The sequence below is a fragment of the Pseudorhodobacter ferrugineus DSM 5888 genome (genome assembly GCF_000420745.1).
Taxonomy (GTDB): domain Bacteria; phylum Pseudomonadota; class Alphaproteobacteria; order Rhodobacterales; family Rhodobacteraceae; genus Pseudorhodobacter; species Pseudorhodobacter ferrugineus.
In genome coordinates this window covers 50,519-69,276 of the sequence record NZ_ATVN01000007.1, presented here as the reverse complement: position 1 = coordinate 69,276, position 18,758 = coordinate 50,519, and the positions used below count along the sequence as shown (strand labels likewise).

The following is an 18,758-nucleotide window of genomic DNA, read 5'->3' as shown; positions in this document are numbered from 1 at the left end:
AACAGTTTTTGGGACGGCGGGGTAAATGTATGAGCGCAGGACAGCGTAAAACCAGATGGCGCGATACCGAGGCGGCCAACGGGTTGCTGATGGTCAGCCCGACCGCAATCTATGCGTTGTTGATGCTGGCGGCTCCCCTTGGCACCATTCTTTTGTACAGCTTTCTGACCGATGGCTATTTGGAAATCATCCGTGATTTCACCTTTGCCAACTATGTGGAGGCGTGGACGAACGAGCTGTATCGCTCTGTGATGATCCGGTCCTTGGGCGTGTCGATGACCGTCACGCTGGTCACGGTTTTGCTGGCGTTTCCCATCGCGTATTTCGTCAGCTTCCATGTGGAGCCGTCGAAAAAGTCGCTATGGTTGTTTCTGATTACGATTCCGTTTTGGACCAGTTACCTAATCCGCGTGTTTTTGTGGAAGGTGATTTTGGGCTATAATGGCGTAGTAAATTCGGGCCTGATCGGCATTGGTGTGATTGATCAACCCCTTGATTTCATTTTGTATAATGTGAACTCGGTTGTCATTACTCTGGCCCATGCCTATGCGCCTTTTGCGATTTTGCCGATTTTTGTGGCGCTGGAAAAGATTGACCGCAGCTTGCTGGAGGCGGGGCAGGATTTGGGCGAAAGCAAATTTGTGACTTTCTTGCGTGTGACATTGCCCTTGGCGATGCCGGGCGTCGTGGCGTCGGTTTTGATCGTGTTTATCCCGACGATTGGCGACTATGTGACCCCGCAGCTTGTGGGCGGCCCCGAGGGGCGGATGGTCGCAAACCTGATTCAGTTGCAATACCTGAAGCTGGACAATTACCCGCTGGGGTCGGCGATTGCCGTGTCAGCGATGGCGATTGTGACCTTGTGCAGCGTGATCTTTGTCGGGCTGAACCGCCGTTATCTGAAGGGGCCGAAATGATGAAGGGTGGTTGGTTTAAGGTCTATGCGATCGGGTATTTGCTGTTTTTATACGCGCCCATCATCATTCTGCCGATGTTTGCCTTTAATGATGCTACGGTTATCGCCTTTCCGCTGACCGGTTTTTCGACGCGCTGGTTTTCGGCGATGCTAGAGCAGCCGACCTTGAGCATAGCGGTGAAAAATTCATTGTTCATCGCGGTGACGTCTTCGATTTTGGCCACGACATTGGGGATTTTTGCCGCCCGTGCCTCGACCCGCTACCGCTTTCCGGTCAAGGCGGGGATTATGGGGCTGATCATGCTGCCGTTGGTGCTGCCCGAGATTATTGTCGCCGTGTCCTTGCTGGTGGTGTTGCTGGGCCTTGGGGTCAGCCTGTCGCTATGGACCGTGATTTTGGGGCATGTGCTGATTTGCACCCCGTTTTGCATTGCGATCCTGTCCTCGGCGTTCCAGTCCTTGGACCAAAGCCTTGAAGAGGCGGCCTATGATCTGGGCGAATCTGCCGCCTCGACCTTCCGGCTGATTATCCTGCCCTTGGTGATGCCCGGGATCATTTCCAGCCTGTTGATTTCTTTTACCATCAGTCTGGATGAGTTCATCATCGCGTTTTTCCTTGCGGGGACCGAGCCGACATTGCCTGTGTTCATCTTCTCGCAATTCCGGTTTCCGCAGGCGGTGCCGGTGATTATGGCACTGGGGACGGTGCTTGTTGTGTTGTCTATCCTATTGCTAACCATTGCTGAATATTTCCGCCGTCGCGGCATCGCGAAAGCGGGCGGAAAAGATACCGGAGGCTTCCTGTGACCGAGAAACCCACTATGATCGCGTTTCAGGACGTGCATAAATATTACGGCGATTATCATGCTTTGCGCGGGATCACCGCGACGATCCGCGCGGGCGAGTTTTTCTCGCTTTTGGGGCCATCGGGCTGCGGCAAGACCACGCTTTTGCGGACCATTGCAGGATTTGAGGGAATTTCCTCGGGGGCCGTGATGATTGACGGGCGCAATATGGCGGGGGTGCCAGCGAACCAGCGGCCTACGAATATGGTGTTCCAATCCTACGCGATTTTCCCGCATTTGACGGTTGCCGAGAACGTGGGCTTTGGCCTGCGCAAGGCCCGCCTGCCCAAGGCCGAGCTTGCGACACGGGTGGGTGAGGCGTTGGAGATGGTGGGGCTGAAAGGCTACGGCGACCGCGCGGCGCATGCCTTGTCTGGCGGGCAGCGGCAGCGTGTGGCGTTGGCGCGGGCGCTGATTTTGAAGCCCAAGGTTTTGCTGCTGGATGAACCCTTGTCGGCGCTGGACAAAAAGATGCGCGAACAGATGCAGGTGGAATTAATCCGGCTTCAGCGGCAGGTGGGGATTACGTTTATTCTGGTCACCCATGATCAAGAGGAAGCGCTGGTCATGTCGGACCGGATTGCCGTGATGTTTGAGGGTGAGATTGCCCAGCTGGCCGACCCTGAAACCCTGTATCGGCGGCCAAACAGCCGGAAGGTTGCCAATTTTATCGGCACCATGAATTTCCTGCCCGCCGAGATTTTGTCCGAGGCTGGGGGCAAGATTGAGATTGAAGCGCAGGGGTTCGGAAAACTGACCCTTGAGGCCGAGCAGGCCCCGGGGGCAGCCTCGGGTGATGGGGCGGCTGTGGGGTTTCGGCCCGAGACTTTGACGATTTTGTTTGAGGGGCAAACGGCCAGTGATCGCGAAAGCATGGCTGTGATTGAAGAGGTCGTTTATTACGGCGATATGACCTATTATGACGTGCGGCTGGATGGGACAGAAAAGCCGATCCGGATTTCGATGCGCAACGTTTTTGGCCGGCCTGTTCTGGATATCGGGGCGCGGACCCGGGTGGCATGGTCGCCAGGGGCTTTGGTGCTGTTCCAGTGAAATGACCGCGCGCGGACAGTTTTGTAAGTGTTTGAAAACAAAGGGAAGCGCATTTTTTGTTAACCGAATTTTAATGCGGATGCGAGGGAGGGTGGCGGGCATGAGGTGCCGGCTTCCGGATCCAGGTGCTGGCAGACACTGTATTTAACGACGTGTAGTTGCGTCACGTGTATGACTTCGATCCGGCTCTAAAATTTTAGAATGTCATGATGGGCGCGACGATCATTATGAGAATTGAAACAAAAATTCCCACAAGCATGATGACGTGCCCTAAACGTGGCGCTTTTTCGTTGCCGCGTAGTTTCACCCAAAGCTGACAGGCCGCGCCGATCACTGAAGCGAGTCCTATTGCGCAACCGCTGCCGAAAGCCCACGCCTTCCCAATGGCGCCTGCTTTCCATGCCTCATCGAACTGATAATACGCCATGTTCGTTACTTGGATGATCGCAATGATCGCGGCGACAAGGCCCCAGTCTATATGTGCTGTTGATGGTTTGTTGTTGGTCGCATTTGGCCTTGGTTTCGTTTTCATTCTAATCGGCGCCTTTTTGGTACTGAGTGTGCTTAGGTGGTTTCAGTTGTTTGGAAGTGGTTTGCCCTAACGCCGTCTCACTTATCCATCGGCAGCAGCCCAAGCCCGCGCAAATATATCCCGATGCCGGATTCCAACAAATCCTCGGGTGGATAGGGGCTTTTGGCGCCGGGGGAGCCGCGGGCGAAAAGTTCCACGACGCCGTGGCTGAGGGCCCAGATATGGGCGGAAAACATCGAGGCGGGGGGGCGTTTTTCGGGGGGGAGTTTTTCGGACAGGTTGACGGCGGCGCGTTCCATGACGTGGCGCGCCTTGGCGGCGGCGGTGGCAAGGTCTGGGTGGGCGTGCAGGGGCAGGCCGCTTTCGAACATCGCCTGATAATGACCGGGATATTTGCGGGCAAAGGCGAGATAGGCGCGGCCCGTTGCCTCGAACGCCTGCAAGGCGCTGGGTTTGCCGTCGTTATAGGCGAATTCCATCAGGGCGCCGAACACCTCATAGCCTTGGCGCGCGCCTTCGGCGATCAGGTCATCGCGACCATTGAAATGGCGGTAAACGGCGGCGGGGGTGACGCCAGCCTCTTTCGCCGCCTCGGACAGGGTGAAACCTTGGGGGCCCTTTTCGGTGATCAGCTCCAGCGCCGCCTCGACCAAGGCTTGGCGCAGGTTGCCGTGATGATAGCCTTTTTTAGACATCCCAAATATCAGGATTGCCGCAAATGGCAGGGTCGGGTTGGCCGATGAGGTTTGCGTCTTTGCCAGCATAATCAAAGGCATGCAGGATGGTTTGAATGGCGGCGATGCGCGCGCGTTTTTTGTCATCGGACCGGATCACCGTCCACGGCGCGGTTTTGGTGTGGCTGCGGGTCAAGGTTTCGGAAATGGCAGCGGAATAGTCATCCCATTTTTTCAGCCCCTCGATATCAATCCACGACAGTTTCCACTGTTTCAACGGGTCGTTTTCACGCGCGAGGAAGCGGCGGAGTTGTTCGGCCTGACCGACATTGAGCCAGAGTTTGACCAATACAATGCCTTCTTGCACCAACATCTCTTCAAAGCTGGGGAGTTGGGCAAAGAAATGTTCGCGCTGGTCGGGGGTACAAAAGCCGAAGACATGTTCGACGACGCCGCGATTGTACCAAGAGCGATCAAACAGCACCATTTCGCCCGCGGCAGGCAGCCAATCGACATAGCGCTGGAAATACCATTGCGTCGCCTCGCGGTCCGACGGTTTGGACAGGGCGACCACGGAGGCGACACGCGGGTTAAGGTTTTCGCGGGTGGCGCTAATGGTGCCGCCTTTGCCAGCGGCGTCGCGGCCCTCAAACACCACAACGACGCGTTTTCCGGTTTCTTTGATATCGGCCTGCATGCGGACGAGTTGACGCTGAAGGCTTTCCATTGCCGCGTCATAGTCTTTGCGCTTCATTTCGCGCGTGTAGGGGTAGGATTTCGACAGGATGTCGTCTTTATCGGCCTTTTCGAGCGTTTTACGGATGGCTTTGGGGGCATCCTCGGCCAAAAACTTGCTGATTGCGCCGTCGAAAGGCAGGTCCATTGCACGCTCCGTCAGGTTGGTTTTGCGCAGTATGGCGGGTTGTGGGGCGGGGTGCAATCAGCGGCTGGCAGCACGGTTGATGGCGGCGACGATATCATCGGGATTGGTGTGGTGCGGCATGTGGCCGATGCCGTTGAGCACGGTCAGATTTGCGTTGGGCAGCAGTTTTGACAGCGGGATCGCGTGGATTTGGATGGGCACGGTCGTGTCGGCGGTGCCGTGAATGATTTCAACCGGAAGAGTGAGTTTCGGGTAGTTTTCGGCCATCAGGGTGACATGCGGTTTGAGGTTGTTGACCTGGCGCCCGTTCACCCGCAAAGCATCGCGGCGCAAGGTAAGGGGCGCGCCGATATAGTCGGCGTAACCCGCGGGCGGGGATTGGGGGGCGAAAATATCGGCCAACGCGCTGTCAACGCGGGATTCGGGCGCGAAAGCGGTAATAAGGGGGACGATGGTCGCGCCGCCGAGGCGTGACGAGGTGACTTGATACCAAAGGCCAAGATCGCCCGGAAAGGGCATGGTGGCGCCGGATACAATGACCAAAGCGCGCGGGGTGGCGCGCAGCGCCCATGCCATTGCAACCGAACCGCCGTAGGAATGGCCCAGCACGATGGGGTTTTTCGCGCCGAGCTGTTGGGCGGCGGCGATCAGCGCGTCGGCTTGGGCCAGGGGGCTGAGGTCTGTGCCGGGGAGGCTGTCGGAATAACCCATGCCGGGGCGGTCAAAGCTGATCACGCGGTAGTTTGATTTGAGGCGGGAGGCGAGATTAAAGGTGAAATCGCGGGAGCTGCCCGATGCGCCGTGGATGAGGACAAGGTCGGGGCCCGCGCCTTGGACATCAACGTGGATGCGCGCGCCTTGGACCGTGACGAATTGGCCGGTGGGGGGGAAGGTTGCTTCGGCCATGCCCTCGCGCGTGGTGGCGCGCTGGTCCACGAGGGCAGCACAGCCGCCAAGGGCGAGGGTGGAGATGAGGAGGCTAGCTGCCAATTTGCGTGATATCATAAGGGGTTGATTGGTAAATCTCGTTGATCCAGTTACCATATAGAAGGTGCGCGTGACTTCTCCAGCGATTGACGGGTTGGATCGCGGGATTGTCATCGGGGTAGTAGTTTTGCGGCACGTTGATGGGGGTGCCTGCGGCGATGTCGCGGTCGTATTCCTGTTTCAGCGTGTCGGTGTCATATTCGAAATGGTTGAAGATATAGAGCGCGCGGTGGGCCGGATCTTCGACCAGACAGGGACCGGATTGATCGGAACCAAGGAGGGTACGCAGGCCTGTGGCGGCGTCAATTTCGGATTGGCGCATTTCGGTCCAGCGCGACACGGGGATCACGCAATCATCTGAAAACCCGCGCAAAAATGGCGAGGTGGGGGCGAGGTTGCGGTGGCGGAAACAGCCAAAGGCCTTGGCGGGCAGAATGTGTTTTTGCACGCCGTGGAAATGGTTGATCATCGCCATGCCACCCCAGCACACGCCAAAGGTGGAATGCACATTGGTTTGGGTCCAATCCATCACCTCGCGCAGTTCATCCCAATAGGTCACGTCCTGAAAGGGCATATGTTCAATCGGCGCGCCGGTGATGATGAGGCCGTCGAATTTCTCATCGCGGACGTCTTGGAACGGGCGGTAGAAGGTTTCCATATGTTCGGCGGCGGTGTTGCGGGTTTGGTGTTCGGACATGCGGATCAAGGAGAGGTTGATCTGCAAGGGCGTCGCCCCGATTAGCCGCGCAAACTGGTTTTCGGTTTGAATTTTTTTCGGCATCAGGTTGAGAAGCGCGATGTTCAGCGGGCGGATATCTTGGTGCTGCGCGCGGTCGGGCGAAATCACCATGACGCCTTCCTTTGACAAAACGTCAAAAGCGGGGAGGTCTTCTGGCAGGGTGATGGGCATGGGGGCCTCCTTAGGTGCGGTCGATTGCGGTGGCGATCAGGGCCGCAAAATCATCGGGGGTTTTGACCTGCGCCACCTCATCGGCTGTGACGGTGACGCCCCATTTGGCCATCGCGGCGTAGCGGGGTTGGCGGTGGTCGAGAAGGCGGGCGTAGCCGTAGCGCAGAAAGGCATCGGGGTTGACCTGTGCTTCGGTCAGGTTTTGCTCTGTCAAGTAGTCGCTCCAAACCCGCAACAGGAATTCCGGCTGATAATACATAGGCTTGGGCGCGCGGTCAAAGCGGCGGATCAGGGCATCGCGGTGGGCGTCCGACCCCTTGATCCAGACCAGCAGCAGGTTTTTGGACAGGGCCGTCAGGATCGGGTCATTCGGGTTTTCGGCATCGACCACTTCGCAAATTGAACCGCCGCTGTCGCAGACGAAATTGCTGTAGCCGTAAAGATCGGCCGCGCGTTTGATGAAGCGTTCGGTATCGAGCAAGGCGGATGTTTCAGCATCGCGGTGCTGGTCTTGGCGCGCGCAATAATCGGCAAAGGCCACGCCGCCCAGATCGGGGTTGCCGGGTTTGCCAAGATAGGTGGACAAGGGCGCAAGATTTTCAAACGTGATGTTCGACGCGATATAGACGCTGTCCGTCATCAGAAGTTCGCGCAAAAGCGGCACCTTCATCGCTTCGCGCTTGAAATTGTCGGCAATGAATTCGCCCATGTAGCGGGTACCGATGCGGTAATCGACGGAATAGTGAAACCAGCGGTCGTCATCACGCAGCATGTTCGAGAGGTAGGTTTTGCCAAGACCGGACATGCCGAACAAAAGAACCTTTTTGGCGGCATCTGCCTGCCAAGCGGTGGACGTGGGGTAGAGCATGAAACCTCCGGCGCTGGATTGCTGGAGAGTGATAGCGTGGGCGGCGGTGAAGTTCACGCGAAAAAGCGAAGGCGGCATTTTTCGCAGCTTGGCAAATCAAGATCGGGTGGATTATGTTCGCGCTATGATTGTGCCAGTTGTTTTGCTTATCGTATCGGTGATCGGGATGGCTGCGGCGGGGTCTGCGCCGGACGTGTTTGCATTGGCGGCATTAAGTGCTGTGGCTGCTTTGTTTTTGGTGCTGCAGGCGCTGTGGCGGCGGCGGCGCAAGGCTGCCGAGCAGTGGATCGTGGTAGACGGGTCTAACGTGATGTATTGGCAGGACAATACGCCCAAGATGGAGACGGTTTTGGCCGTGGTGGACCGATTGCGTGCGCTTGGCTATGCGCCCGGTGTGATGTTTGATGCGAATGCAGGGTATTTGCTGGGCGGGCGGTATATGCATGACGCGGCGATGGGCAAAAAACTGGGGTTGTCTGCGGAACGGGTGATGGTGGTGCCCAAGGGGGTGCCTGCGGATCCATTTATCCTTAACGCTGCGCGGGATTTGGGGGCGCGGATTGTGACCAATGACCGCTATCGCGACTGGGTAGGCGATTACCCCGAAGTCGTTGAAGCAGGGCATTTGGTGCAAGGCGGATACCGAGACGGGGTGTTGTGGCTGGATGTTGGCGCGTGATATGAAAAAGCCCCGCAGGATGTGCGGGGCTTTGAGGTTTTGTCGGACAGGTTTTAGAAGGTGTAAGCGACTTTGACGCCAACGCCGATGGCTTTGTTGCCCGAGAAGTTTGCACGGGTGTTTGCTGGAATTTGGGCGCCTGTATAGGGGGTGGCATTGCCCAGCTTGGTGTAATTGATGCCTGTCGTGATTTTCATATTGCCGGTCGTGTAGATGCCGGCAAGGGTAAGGCCCAGTTTGCCCGTGCTTGGGGCGAGCGGCGAGACAAGTCTGTCACCGGGTTTTTCATAGACAACGGACACCGCACCCGACCAAGCGTCGCTGAACTTGCGGCCAACGCCCAAGGTATAGGTGATGGAATCTTCAAGGTTCACAAGGCTTGCACCGGCTAAAACGCTTGGCTTTAGCTTGAAGGCGGACCATTGCACCCAACGGATTTGACCAAACACCAAGGTGTTCGCCGCAACACCTGTTTGGAAGTCAAGGTTTACAGATTGCGGTGTTTTGGACTTTGTATTTGGGCTGCCGCCTGGGGCGAAGTTTTCTGTGGTTTTAAAACTGTGGCTGATGGCCGAGTTATAAGTCAACGAAACCCGCAAGGCGATTTCGGGTTTTTCGTAAGCCACGCCTGCGACATAACCAAGGCCCCAATCACTGGCAAGCGCGACGGAATAGCCGTTAAGTGTGGGCGCAGCCACAGGTCCATAGGCCAAGCCGCGCAGATCAACGGTTGCTTTGGCTTGTTGTGCGCGCAAACCGCCAAAGGCGCTGAAGTTTTCGTTGAATTTGTAGCGCAGCAGGCCAGTGATGGCGGTCGAGCTGGCATCCGCCTTGGTGCCGCCCAAAAGCGTCGATGTCGGGCCGTAATTGACTTTTGCACCGAAAGGCTGGTCAATTATCAGGGCAAAGGATGTTTGCGCGTTGACGTCATATTTATAGGCCAGCCCGATTTGGCTGTAATCAACGGCGACATTGCCGGTTGGGTTTGACGCCAGATCTATCCCGCTGACGCTGGGCATGATGCGGCCAAAGGACAGTTCAACAAGGCGGCCCTTTTCAAACAGGATGCCGATGTTTTGCCCTGACCGATCAATGCCACCCGCATGGGCTGCGGTGGCAGATATTGCAACGGCCCCCAGCGCTGTTACTAATTTCTTCATGATGTTCCTCCCAGAACTTTGTCCCCTCGTGGTGCGGCAAAAGCGCACCTTATTGGATAGCGTTAGACAGGGGGGAGCACCCGGTCAATTCATGACGCCGCGTCACGATTTCAGGCGGCGCGGATGTTGCAACATTGTCCGCATTCAGGCGTGGTTTTGGGCCTGTTTGGCCGCCGAGCTGCTTGCCCTTAGGTTAATCATGATGCCGGTCAAGATAAGGCCGGCCCCTAAGATGAGGGACGGATCGAGGGCTTCGTTATAAAGGACCCAGCCTAGGGTGAAGGCCACGGGCAAGCGGATGAAATCTACGGGGACGACGACGCTGGCGGGGGCAAGCGACAGGGCGGTGGTCAGGCAGAAATGCGCAGTCAGCCCGCACAACCCGATGAGGACAAGCCAGGGCAGGGTTTGAGCGGTGGGCAAGGCGATGTCGCCATCATAGCCCGCCATGACAAGGCCCATAACCAATTGCATGCCCGTCAGCCAGAACATGATGGACACGATGGTTTCATAGCGGGTTAGCGCCTTGGTGGTGATGTTGGTCAGCGCAAAGCACAGGGCGGCAAGGGCGGCGGCGGCGATGCCTAGGTCGAGGACGGCAAAATCGGGTTGGGCAACAATCAGGGTGCCGGTAAAGCCGAAGGCGGCGGCGATTAGTTTCGGGCGGGTCAGCTTTTCGCCCAGAAAGACGGGCGCGAGCAGGATGAGCCAGATCGGTGAGGTGAATTCAAGCGCAAAGACCTGACCGAGGGGGATCATGGTTAGGGCATAGAACCACAGGTTCTGGCCGGAAAAATGCATCAGATTGCGCAAGACGTGGCGGTGGATGCGGTCGGTTTTCACCTCGGCCCGGCGACCGGTGGCCAGGATGGCGGCGACGACAATGACAAAGCCGATCAGCGAGCGCCATGTCATGATTTCAAAGGTGTCATGGGTGGTAGAGACTTCGCGCCCGGCCACGGCCATTGCGGAAAAGGCGGTGATCGATCCGATCATCCAAAAGGCAGCGGTGAGGGGGCGGTTTGTATCGGGCATCCAGCGTTCATGGCGCGGGATTTGGGAATTGTCCAGTGGCTGTATCGGGCCTGCGAGAGGCGCAGGCCCGACAGATGCGTTATTCGCTGCGGCGGCCACCGCGGCGGCCCCCACGGCCCCCAGCAGCACCGATCGAGGCGGAAGCCTCGGCAAAGCTCATCCCGCCTTCGACGGCTTCGATCACCTTGGCAAAGCGGATCCATTCGCCGCCGTTGGCATCATGGTTCATCAAGAAGTTGGCGGCGCGGATTGCTTCCATTTCCTGCAAGCGCACGGGGTTCATGATGGCCGATGTCATGCCCGCGCCGATGGCCATTGGCAGGAAGGCCCCGTTGATGCCGTGACGCTGAGGCAGACCAAACGAGATATTAGACGCGCCGCAGGTGGTGTTGACGCCCAGTTCTTCACGCAGACGGCGCACGAGGGTGAACACTTGCTGACCAGCCGAGCCCATTGCGCCCACTGGCATGACCAGCGGGTCAACCACGATGTCGCAGGCCGGGATACCGAAATCGGCGGCGCGTTCGACGATCTTTTTGGCCACGGCGAAACGCACGTCGGGGTCTTCGGAAATGCCCGTGTCATCGTTGGAGATTGCCACAACCGGCACGTTGTATTTTTTCACCAGCGGAAGCACCAGTTCCAAGCGGTCCTCTTCGCCCGTGACCGAGTTCAGGAGGGGGCGACCGATGGCGGCTTTCAGACCAGCCTCAAGCGCGCCGGGGACCGAGCTGTCGATGCAAAGGGGCGCATCGGTGATCGCTTGGATGCGGGTGATGAGTTCGTGCATAAGCGGCGGTTCGACGAAATTGTTGTCGGCGTAGCGCGGATCTTGGGCCATTTTATTGGTGAAAACGGCGCCGGAGTTCACGTCCAAAACGGTCGCACCACAGGCAACCTGTTCCAGCGCATCGCGCAGAACGGTGTCAAAATTGCCGGCCTCCAGCTCTGCCGCCAGCTTTTTACGACCCGTCGGGTTGATGCGTTCACCAATCACGCAGAAGGGTTCGTCAAAACCGATGATTACCGTTTTTGTTTGAGATTCGATGACAGTACGGGTCATAGTTCAACTACTTTCTTAAGAGTTAGAGGCAGGAGCGGCGGATTTTCCACCATTCTCGATCGCCCAAGTGGCGTTGGTTTTGATGCCGCCGAGCGGGAAGAAATGCACGGATTGGATGCCGAAATCGGGATGGCGGGCCTTGTGCGCGGCGAGGTCGTTGACAAATTCGGTCGGCTCATACGGCAGGAGCAGTTTGGTCACATCCATCGCGCGTTTTTGCAGCACTTTGAGAGAGGGGCCAACACCGCAAGCAATGGCGAATTTGATCAGGGTTTGCAGCTTGGCGGGGCCTGCAACACCGATATGGATGGGAAGGTTGATGCCTTCTGCCGCCAAACGGTCGGCCCATTTGATCACGGGACCGGCCTCAAAGCAAAACTGGGTGGCAAGGGCCATTTTGGCGTCAGAGCGTTCGGAAAACGCCTGTTTCCATTTCAAGGCTTCCATCACCAGACGATCGCCGCCATCGCGGTCAATATCGCGGTTGCCTTCGGGGTGGCCTGCGATGTGCAAACGGTCAAAGCCATCAAACAAGCCGCTTTCCAGCAACTGCATCGAGCTGTGGTAATCGCCATGCGGCGTGGCCACGCCGCCAGCAAGCAAGAGCGCCTGTTTGACATCGGCCTCGCCTTTATACTGGGCAATCCAATCTGCAAGCATGGCGCGGTCTTTGATGATGCGGGCCGGAAAATGCGGCATCACATCAAAGCCTTCGCCCTTAAGGCGCTTGGCGGTGGCGACCATGTCCTCAATCGGGGTGCCTTCGATATGGGCGACATAAACGCGGGTGTGCTGTGGCAGCAAATCGCGGAAGTTTTCGACCTTTTCGGCGGTGCGGGGCATCACCTCGATCGAATAATTCTGCAACAGCGCCTCAACCTGCGGGGAGGTGGTGCTGGGCGCGCTGGTTTCGCGCTTGAAATTAAATAGGGCCACGACATTCTCCCAAATTTTGTTGGTCACAGGTTTGTCCTTCAAAGGCGTTATGCCCAGCCGGAATTGTCGATCAATTGCTTGATGCGCGGCAGGTCATATTCGGCGTCAAGGCGCGCGGCCTCTGCGGCGGCGATATCGGCGGGTTCGCCGTCCATCGGGTAGGCCGCCGCTTTGCGCCATTCGGCGAGGTAGAGATCGGCATCTTTAGCGCCGATTTTCATCGCACAGCGATCAATCGCCTGTTCAAACCGTTCCGGCAGTTGCACCTTGGAGCCGGAACGCCCCTTGCCAACAATGACCTGCGCCGGAATATCCCGCCAATATACGATCGTTACGTCTGGCATGCTGCGATTCCCCTTAATGCTTGGTTTCTTTTAGCGCCTAGCCCTTGCGCGCAGTGACGTTTTTCGACGTCAAAAGCGCTGTCAGCGACCTGTTGTTGTGGTGCCTGTGACATAGCAGGGGACGGCCTGCGGTGCGATGGGGGGAAAGTGTCATTCTTCTCATGTTCATTATGAGCAGAGGTGGGTTTGAATGCGGGCTTGCGCGGGGGGGGCGGCGGAGGTAGCATTGGGGTAACCATGAATGGAGGGCGCACCATGACGCCCGAGCGTCCCCGGGAGGAGGACGCGATCCCTGAGTCTGATGCGGTCAATGATCCGCTGGCTTTGGTCGAACCGTTTGCCTCCCGCCCGTCCGGGTCTGGGCAGCTTTATGCTGCGTTGGATTTGGGCACAAACAGTTGCCGGATGCTGATTGCCCGACCGCGTGGCAGCCAGTTTCAGGTGGTGGACAGTTTTTCCAAGACTGTCCAGCTTGGCGCAGGGCTTGAAGCCAGCGGCAGGCTTTCGCGTGGGTCTATGACGCGGACCATTCAAGCGCTGCGGATTTGCCAGAAAAAGCTGGAAAAACACCGGGTCAAGCGGATGCGGTTGGTCGCGACCGAGGCGTGCCGACAGGCGAAGAACGCGCGCGATTTCATCCGGCAGGTGCGGCGCGAAACGGGGTTGCAGCTGGAGATCATCAGCACCGAAGAAGAGGCGCGGCTGGCGGTGATTTCCTGCGCGCCGTTGGTCAGTGACAAATCGGATCAGTTGCTGGTGGTGGATATTGGCGGCGGATCGACGGAATTGGTGTGGATCGACATGACAGGGGTAGAGCCTGCCGACCGTCCGCGCGCGATTATGCGGCTGCATGCGGGGTTCAAACCCGTGGGCCTGGGCCAAGCGCGGGTGGTGGACTGGATTTCGGTGCCGCTGGGGGTGGCGACGTTGAAAGACCAGTTTGCGGATGTCGAGGATGACGCCGCGCGCTTTGCCCTGATGAGCTGGTTTTTTGAGGAAAACCTGTCGACCTTTTCGCCCTATAATAATGTGAACGCGCGCGAGGGATTTCAGATTATTGGCACCAGTGGCACGGTCACTACGGTGGCTGCGTCGTTTTTGGGGCTGAAACGCTATGACCGCGCCAAGGTGGACGGGTTGCGCATGTCGTCGGATCAGATAGATACGGTTATCCGCGAATATCTGGCCTTGGGACCAGAAGGGCGGCGGACGGACCCGCGGATCGGGCGTGACAGGCACAGTCTTATCATGTCGGGCGCGGCGATTTTGCAGGCGTTGATGCGGGTTTGGCCAACGGACCGCTTGTCAGTGGCCGATCGGGGCCTGCGCGAAGGATTGCTTTATGCCCAGATGAGCGCGGATGGCGTGCTGACGGATGGGCCATATGAATAACGGTGTGGAAAAATGACCGAGAAAAAGACATCAGGCCGGGGCCAGCGCGAATTGCGCGTTCGGGTGAAATCGGCCAAGGGGCGGAAGTTGAGTTCGACCTTGTGGTTGGAGCGGCAGTTGAACGACCCTTATGTGATCCGGGCCAAGAAAGAGGGCTTTCGCGGGCGTGCGGCCTATAAGATTGCCGAGTTGGATGAGAAATACGGGTTTTTGGTGCCTGGAGCGCGGGTTGTCGACCTTGGCTGTGCGCCCGGTGGTTGGTGTCAGATTGCTGTTGAGCGGGTGAATGCGTTGGGGCAAAATCCCAAAAAGCCGGTTGGCACGGTGCTGGGCGTGGATTTGCAAGCGATTGAGCCGATTTCGGGCGCGCAGATCCATCAGCTGGATTTCCTGTCGGAAGAGGCGGATGCCCTGGTCAAGGGCTGGTTGGGCGGAAATGCCGATGTGGTAATGTCGGATATGGCGGCGGCGTCATCGGGGCATAAGGGCACGGACCACTTGCGGATCATCGCGCTGGTCGAGGCGGCGTTGGAATTTGCCTTTGACGTGTTGGATGAAGGCGGGACGTTCGTGGCCAAGGTTTTGGCTGGCGGGGCCGAGCTGGACATGCTGAACGAGTTGAAGAAGAATTTTAAGAAGGTGGCGAATGTGAAACCCAACGCCAGCCGCGCCGACAGTTCCGAGAAATTTGTCGTGGCGATGGGATTTCGGGGACGCGAGGCGCGTTTGGCCGAAAAGCGTGCGCTGAGAGATGATGAGTGAGTTTAGCGCCAGACTGAAATGACAAAAGGCACCCTAGGGTGCCTTTTTTAATGCCGTATCAGTGGTTTATCAGCCACGCCAGGTGCGGACAGGGCCGCAATCCATATGAACAAAGTTGGAACGGCTGTAGCTGCCCACGCCACCCGAAGCACAGGCGGACGCTGCTTTGGACATCTGGCCAATGGACCGCGATTTCAACCGCAGATCAGCGGCTTGACCGCGCATATGCAGCGAATTTTTGGCCACGCCGCGCGATTTGCCGCGCAACATGGCGTTGGTTTGTGGGCTGCGATAGCCCGACAGCATCATGTAAGGTTCCGACACATCCATAAGACGGTGCGACGCTGCCATGATATCCACGGTCCGCGCATCGATGTTGGTTGACGTACCCGTCCGCCAGTCGCGCATGAAATGGTTGATCTCTTTCAGGGCGTCTTTGATATAATCGCCATCAACCCAATAAATCGTGTCAATGCTTTCGCCAGTACGGCCCGAGTACATGCGGATGCGGCGAATGTCGCCTGCGCCACGAAGAAACCCAAACGCGTTGCTATACGTTGGTGTTGCAATCAAAGCCGTTGCTGCAAATGCACCAAGGAGCCCACGTCGCGAGATCGTCATTGTCGTATCGGTCATTATAAGCGCCTGTCCCGTCGCTGGTATTCTACCACCTTGTGGCGGTCTTTACTGCTACTTTCCCCAAGTGCCCTTGTCTTATGGCACAGGACGAATCGCAACCCAAGTGAAGATTTGCCGCAGGTGACAGGATCAACCTCAATAGGCAAAAATTTGCTTAAAAGGGATCGAGGTCGTTAAAACTGTGGCAAAATAATGCCATGTGGCGGGAATGCGACAGTTTTTCCCCTTGCTACGGGGATGTGAGTGGACAGCCACATCATATTGGTGACTCTGGATGGAATTACGCTGCTGCTTGGGGTTAACATGTTCAAATCATTCCCGCGAAAGCCTTTTTCAGGCAATCGTTTTTGTTTTCAAACCGGGCCATTGGTGTTGTCCGCCGTTCTGTGCGGGGCTGCGATGTCGCCCGCGTTGGCAGAAACCAAGATCTCTTTTTCGATATCGAAAGAGGTAAGCGCCTTTGGTCAGTCGATTGCTGCTGCGGCATCTGACGACGAAGCGATGGCAGGATTTTACCGCGACACCGGCTATGCGCCGATCTGGACGGGCGAGGGACAAGAGGCCCGACGCTCGGCGCTTTTGTCGGCGCTTGCGGGGGCGCGGTCGCATGGTTTGCCAACAAATCGCTATGATCCGACCGCGTTGATTGCGGCGTCAAAAGCGGCGCGAACCGAAGGCGACCGTGGGCGGCTGGATGTGATGATGACCCGCGCGCTGCTGGATTATGCGCATGATGTGCAAACCGGCGCGTTGACCCCGGGCAAGGTTATTCCGCTGATCAAACGCGAGGTGCCGTTGCGCGACCGCCGCGCGAATCTTGATGCCTTTGTGGGGGGGGAGCCGATAGCGTTTTTAAAGACCTTGCCACCCCGCACCCATGCCTATGCCCAGATGATGCGTGCAAAGTTTGAGCTGGAACAGGATGTCGCGGCAGGGGGATGGGGGCCAAAGATTGCGGCGACATCGTTAAAGCCGGGGGCAACGGGGCCAGCGCTTATTCAACTGCGCGACCGTTTAGTGGCGCTGCGTTATTTGCCGCGCTCGGTCACGGCCAGCTATGACGGCACCATCCAAAAGGCGGTTCAGGCGTTTCAGACCGATATGGGGCTGGAAGCGGACGGCGTTGCGGGGGCCAGTACAATCGAGCAGCTGAATATCGGGCCGCAAAAGCGGTTGGAAGCGGTTGTCGTGGCGATGGAACGCGAACGCTGGATGAATATAGAACGCGGGCCGCGCCATATCTGGGTGAACCTGACTGATTTCACGGCCAAGATCGTGGACCATGGCCGTGTCACCTTTAGCACGCGGTCGGTGATTGGCGCCTTGGGTGCCGACCGTCAGACGCCCGAGTTTTCGGACGAAATGGAGTATATGGCGATTAACCCGACGTGGAACATTCCCCGGTCGATCACCACCAAAGAATATTTGCCCATGATGCAGCGCAATCCGAATGCCGCAGGGCATTTGAAGATTATCGACAGCCGGGGCCGGGTTGTGCCGCGCAGTGCGATCAATTTTGCCGCCTACACCGCGCGCACCTTTCCCTTTGCGATGAAGCAGCCGCCATCAGATGCCAACGCCTTGGGGTTGGTAAAGTTTATGTTCCCCAATCCCTACAATATCTATTTGCACGACACCCCGTCCAAATCACTATTCGCGCGTGAGGTTCGGGCGTTCAGCCACGGCTGTATCCGTCTTGGCGACCCCTTTGACTTTGCCTATGCGCTGCTGGCGGCGCAATCGGATGACCCGGTGGGGCTGTTTACATCGCACCTGAACACGGGGCGTGAGACGAATGTAAAACTGGATGTGCCGCTGCCTGTGCATCTGGTGTATTTCACGGCATATCCTGCCGCCACAGGGCGGATCGAGTATCGCCGTGATATATACGACCGTGACGCTGCGATTTTCCGCGCGTTGACCGAGGCTGGGGTGGTGCTGGCGCAGGATCAAGGCTAAATCCTTACAGAACGGGGGCGGTTTGCCCAAGTAAGGAGGCCGGATCATGGGCTATACAATCGCAGAGATATCAGTTGCTCTTGGCGCGCAGGCGGCAGGGGATTTGACTGTGGTGATTGAAGCCGCGTCCGAGCCCGCATCGGCGGGGCCGGCGGATTTGGCGCTGGCGATGGACCCGAAATATGCGGATGGAATTGCCCAAGGGGCGGCGGTCGCAGCACTTTTGTGGCAAGGGGCGGATTGGCAGGCGCTGGGATTGAAAGCGGCAATCTTTGCCCCGCGCGGACGGTTGGCGATGGCGGGGCTGTCGAGGATTCTTGACGCGGGGCCGGTGATTGCGGCTGGTGTGCATGCGATGGCGGTGGTCGACGCGTCGGCGGTGATTGGGGCGGGGGCCGCGGTGGCACCCTTTGTGGTGATTGGTGCAGGTGTGGTGATAGGCCCGAATGCGCGGATTGCGAGCCATGTTTCCATCGCTGAGGGCGCGCGGATTGGGGCGGATGCGTTGATCTGCCAAGGGGCGCGGATTGGGGCGCGCGTGGTGATTGGCGACAGGTTCATCTGCCAACCCGGTGCTGTCATCGGCGCGGATGGGTTTTCCTTTGTGACGCCTGAAAAATCGGGGGTCGAGGAGATCCGCGAAACGCTGGGTCAAAGGGATGGGTTTGCCGCGCAAAGCTGGACCAGAATACATTCACTAGGCGCTGTAACCATCGGGAATGATGTAGAAATTGGTGCGAATGCTTGTATTGATCGGGGCACCATTCGGGATACATCTATCGGCGATGGGACCAAGTTGGATAACCTTGTGCATATCGGGCATAATGTGCAGATCGGCAATGATTGCTTGCTGTGCGGACAGGTCGGGATTGCAGGATCCAGCCGGATTGGCAACCGTGTGGTTTTGGCGGGGCAATGCGGGGTGAATGACAATATTTTCGTGGGCGACGATGTGATCGCAGGCGGCGGCACCAAGATTTTCACCAATGCTCCGGCGGGTCGGGTTTTGCTCGGCTATCCTGCGGTGAAGATGGAGACGCATCTGGAAATGCAAAAATCCTTGCGCAGATTGCCGCGGATGATGAAAAATCTGTCACAAACCCCAGATAAAGGATGATCAT

The 18,758-nt window shown here is 57.7% G+C and carries 20 protein-coding genes; 8 read left to right on the top strand and 12 right to left on the bottom strand.

Features of this window, described 5'->3' with window-relative positions; translation table 11 throughout:
- The first annotated feature begins 29 nt into the window (after positions 1 to 29).
- From G560_RS0108035 to G560_RS0108025, 3 genes are read left to right on the top strand one after another with little or no spacing between them, the layout of a single operon-like run.
- The gene (locus G560_RS0108035; protein ID WP_022703805.1) at positions 30 to 917 is read left to right on the top strand and encodes an ABC transporter permease; all 888 of its coding nucleotides are present in this window, start codon (positions 30 to 32) and stop codon (positions 915 to 917) included.
- Positions 917 to 1,723 carry an ABC transporter permease gene (locus tag G560_RS0108030; protein WP_022703804.1) on the top strand — a complete coding sequence of 269 codons (807 nt, stop codon included), beginning with the start codon at positions 917 to 919 and terminating at the stop codon, positions 1,721 to 1,723. Before G560_RS0108035 ends, G560_RS0108030 begins: the two co-directional genes overlap by 1 nt.
- A 14-nt stretch (positions 1,724 to 1,737) precedes the next feature.
- On the top strand, positions 1,738 to 2,814 hold the full coding sequence (locus G560_RS0108025) for an ABC transporter ATP-binding protein (RefSeq protein ID WP_022703803.1): 1,077 nt from the start codon (positions 1,738 to 1,740) through the stop codon (positions 2,812 to 2,814).
- A 196-nt stretch (positions 2,815 to 3,010) separates the two neighbouring features.
- On the opposite strand, the gene G560_RS0108020 is transcribed toward G560_RS0108025, so the two are convergent.
- The 6 genes from G560_RS0108020 to G560_RS0107995 form a co-directional block, all read right to left on the bottom strand.
- The gene (locus G560_RS0108020; RefSeq protein ID WP_022703802.1) at positions 3,011 to 3,346 is read right to left on the bottom strand and encodes a hypothetical protein; all 336 of its coding nucleotides are present in this window, start codon (positions 3,344 to 3,346) and stop codon (positions 3,011 to 3,013) included.
- 77 nt (positions 3,347 to 3,423) lie between these two features.
- The gene (locus tag G560_RS0108015) at positions 3,424 to 4,041 is read right to left on the bottom strand and encodes a TetR/AcrR family transcriptional regulator (protein WP_022703801.1); all 618 of its coding nucleotides are present in this window, start codon (positions 4,039 to 4,041) and stop codon (positions 3,424 to 3,426) included.
- Complete coding sequence (ppk2, locus tag G560_RS0108010) at positions 4,034 to 4,903, bottom strand: polyphosphate kinase 2 (RefSeq protein ID WP_022703800.1); 870 nt, start codon at positions 4,901 to 4,903, stop codon at positions 4,034 to 4,036. The genes G560_RS0108015 and ppk2 overlap by 8 nt, the downstream gene beginning before the upstream one ends.
- Before the next feature lie 57 nt (positions 4,904 to 4,960).
- Positions 4,961 to 5,908: an alpha/beta fold hydrolase gene (locus G560_RS0108005; protein ID WP_022703799.1), complete on the bottom strand. Its 948-nt coding sequence runs from the start codon at positions 5,906 to 5,908 to the stop codon at positions 4,961 to 4,963.
- On the bottom strand, positions 5,883 to 6,800 hold the full coding sequence (gene metA, locus G560_RS0108000; protein ID WP_022703798.1) for a homoserine O-acetyltransferase MetA: 918 nt from the start codon (positions 6,798 to 6,800) through the stop codon (positions 5,883 to 5,885). Before metA ends, G560_RS0108005 begins: the two co-directional genes overlap by 26 nt.
- Positions 6,801 to 6,810: 10 nt before the next feature.
- The gene (locus G560_RS0107995) at positions 6,811 to 7,668 is read right to left on the bottom strand and encodes a thioredoxin domain-containing protein (protein ID WP_022703797.1); all 858 of its coding nucleotides are present in this window, start codon (positions 7,666 to 7,668) and stop codon (positions 6,811 to 6,813) included.
- Positions 7,669 to 7,792: 124 nt separating this feature from the next.
- On the opposite strand from G560_RS0107995, the gene G560_RS0107990 reads away from it, so the two are divergent.
- The gene (locus G560_RS0107990; RefSeq protein ID WP_028913863.1) at positions 7,793 to 8,347 is read left to right on the top strand and encodes an NYN domain-containing protein; all 555 of its coding nucleotides are present in this window, start codon (positions 7,793 to 7,795) and stop codon (positions 8,345 to 8,347) included.
- A gap of 53 nt (positions 8,348 to 8,400) precedes the next feature.
- Here the strand turns inward: G560_RS0107990 and G560_RS0107985 are convergent, their stop codons facing one another.
- The 5 genes from G560_RS0107985 to G560_RS0107965 form a co-directional block, all read right to left on the bottom strand.
- Positions 8,401 to 9,507, bottom strand: coding sequence for an OmpP1/FadL family transporter (locus G560_RS0107985; protein ID WP_022703795.1), 1,107 nt, complete (start codon positions 9,505 to 9,507; stop codon positions 8,401 to 8,403).
- A gap of 144 nt (positions 9,508 to 9,651) precedes the next feature.
- Entirely contained in the window at positions 9,652 to 10,542 is an 891-nt protein-coding gene (locus tag G560_RS0107980) for a DMT family transporter (protein ID WP_028913862.1), read from the bottom strand.
- Between the two features lie 79 nt (positions 10,543 to 10,621).
- Positions 10,622 to 11,605, bottom strand: coding sequence for a methyltetrahydrofolate cobalamin methyltransferase (locus G560_RS0107975; RefSeq protein ID WP_022703793.1), 984 nt, complete (start codon positions 11,603 to 11,605; stop codon positions 10,622 to 10,624).
- A 15-nt stretch (positions 11,606 to 11,620) separates the two neighbouring features.
- Positions 11,621 to 12,541 (bottom strand): methylenetetrahydrofolate reductase, encoded by a 921-nt coding sequence (locus G560_RS0107970; RefSeq protein ID WP_028913861.1) that lies wholly within the window; start codon positions 12,539 to 12,541, stop codon positions 11,621 to 11,623.
- Positions 12,542 to 12,588: 47 nt separating this feature from the next.
- On the bottom strand, positions 12,589 to 12,885 hold the full coding sequence (locus tag G560_RS0107965; protein ID WP_022703791.1) for a virulence factor: 297 nt from the start codon (positions 12,883 to 12,885) through the stop codon (positions 12,589 to 12,591).
- Positions 12,886 to 13,140: 255 nt separating this feature from the next.
- Here G560_RS0107965 and G560_RS0107960 point away from each other — a divergent pair, with 255 nt between their 5' ends.
- Complete coding sequence (locus G560_RS0107960) at positions 13,141 to 14,277, top strand: Ppx/GppA phosphatase family protein (protein ID WP_028913860.1); 1,137 nt, start codon at positions 13,141 to 13,143, stop codon at positions 14,275 to 14,277.
- A 12-nt stretch (positions 14,278 to 14,289) separates the two neighbouring features.
- Positions 14,290 to 15,039, top strand: coding sequence for an RlmE family RNA methyltransferase (locus G560_RS18795; RefSeq protein ID WP_022703789.1), 750 nt, complete (start codon positions 14,290 to 14,292; stop codon positions 15,037 to 15,039).
- Between the two features lie 69 nt (positions 15,040 to 15,108).
- On the opposite strand, the gene mepK is transcribed toward G560_RS18795, so the two are convergent.
- A complete protein-coding gene (mepK, locus tag G560_RS0107950) occupies positions 15,109 to 15,675 on the bottom strand; it encodes a peptidoglycan L,D-endopeptidase MepK (RefSeq protein ID WP_022703788.1) in 567 nt (188 codons plus the stop codon).
- A 402-nt stretch (positions 15,676 to 16,077) separates the two neighbouring features.
- Between mepK and G560_RS0107945 the strand changes: the two genes are divergently transcribed.
- Entirely contained in the window at positions 16,078 to 17,637 is a 1,560-nt protein-coding gene (locus G560_RS0107945; protein WP_051134583.1) for a L,D-transpeptidase family protein, read from the top strand.
- Between the two features lie 46 nt (positions 17,638 to 17,683).
- The gene (lpxD, locus tag G560_RS0107940; RefSeq protein WP_022703786.1) at positions 17,684 to 18,754 is read left to right on the top strand and encodes a UDP-3-O-(3-hydroxymyristoyl)glucosamine N-acyltransferase; all 1,071 of its coding nucleotides are present in this window, start codon (positions 17,684 to 17,686) and stop codon (positions 18,752 to 18,754) included.
- Positions 18,755 to 18,758: the final 4 nt, after the last annotated feature.

Bases quoted from the DNA above. Each gene is read 5' to 3' on its own strand.
- G560_RS0108035 (WP_022703805.1), top strand. From the start codon at position 30: ATGAGCGCAGGACAGCGTAAAACCAGATGGCGCGATACCGAGGCGGCC.
- G560_RS0108030 (WP_022703804.1), top strand. From the start codon at position 917: ATGAAGGGTGGTTGGTTTAAGGTCTATGCGATCGGGTATTTGCTGTTT.
- G560_RS0108025 (WP_022703803.1), top strand. From the start codon at position 1,738: ATGATCGCGTTTCAGGACGTGCATAAATATTACGGCGATTATCATGCT.
- G560_RS0108020 (WP_022703802.1), bottom strand. From the start codon at position 3,346: ATGAAAACGAAACCAAGGCCAAATGCGACCAACAACAAACCATCAACA.
- G560_RS0108015 (WP_022703801.1), bottom strand. From the start codon at position 4,041: ATGTCTAAAAAAGGCTATCATCACGGCAACCTGCGCCAAGCCTTGGTC.
- ppk2 (WP_022703800.1), bottom strand. From the start codon at position 4,903: ATGGACCTGCCTTTCGACGGCGCAATCAGCAAGTTTTTGGCCGAGGAT.
- G560_RS0108005 (WP_022703799.1), bottom strand. From the start codon at position 5,908: ATGATATCACGCAAATTGGCAGCTAGCCTCCTCATCTCCACCCTCGCC.
- metA (WP_022703798.1), bottom strand. From the start codon at position 6,800: ATGCCCATCACCCTGCCAGAAGACCTCCCCGCTTTTGACGTTTTGTCA.
- G560_RS0107995 (WP_022703797.1), bottom strand. From the start codon at position 7,668: ATGCTCTACCCCACGTCCACCGCTTGGCAGGCAGATGCCGCCAAAAAG.
- G560_RS0107990 (WP_028913863.1), top strand. From the start codon at position 7,793: ATGATTGTGCCAGTTGTTTTGCTTATCGTATCGGTGATCGGGATGGCT.
- G560_RS0107985 (WP_022703795.1), bottom strand. From the start codon at position 9,507: ATGAAGAAATTAGTAACAGCGCTGGGGGCCGTTGCAATATCTGCCACC.
- G560_RS0107980 (WP_028913862.1), bottom strand. From the start codon at position 10,542: ATGCCCGATACAAACCGCCCCCTCACCGCTGCCTTTTGGATGATCGGA.
- G560_RS0107975 (WP_022703793.1), bottom strand. From the start codon at position 11,605: ATGACCCGTACTGTCATCGAATCTCAAACAAAAACGGTAATCATCGGT.
- G560_RS0107965 (WP_022703791.1), bottom strand. From the start codon at position 12,885: ATGCCAGACGTAACGATCGTATATTGGCGGGATATTCCGGCGCAGGTC.
- G560_RS0107960 (WP_028913860.1), top strand. From the start codon at position 13,141: ATGACGCCCGAGCGTCCCCGGGAGGAGGACGCGATCCCTGAGTCTGAT.
- G560_RS18795 (WP_022703789.1), top strand. From the start codon at position 14,290: ATGACCGAGAAAAAGACATCAGGCCGGGGCCAGCGCGAATTGCGCGTT.
- mepK (WP_022703788.1), bottom strand. From the start codon at position 15,675: ATGACCGATACGACAATGACGATCTCGCGACGTGGGCTCCTTGGTGCA.
- G560_RS0107945 (WP_051134583.1), top strand. From the start codon at position 16,078: ATGTCGCCCGCGTTGGCAGAAACCAAGATCTCTTTTTCGATATCGAAA.
- lpxD (WP_022703786.1), top strand. From the start codon at position 17,684: ATGGGCTATACAATCGCAGAGATATCAGTTGCTCTTGGCGCGCAGGCG.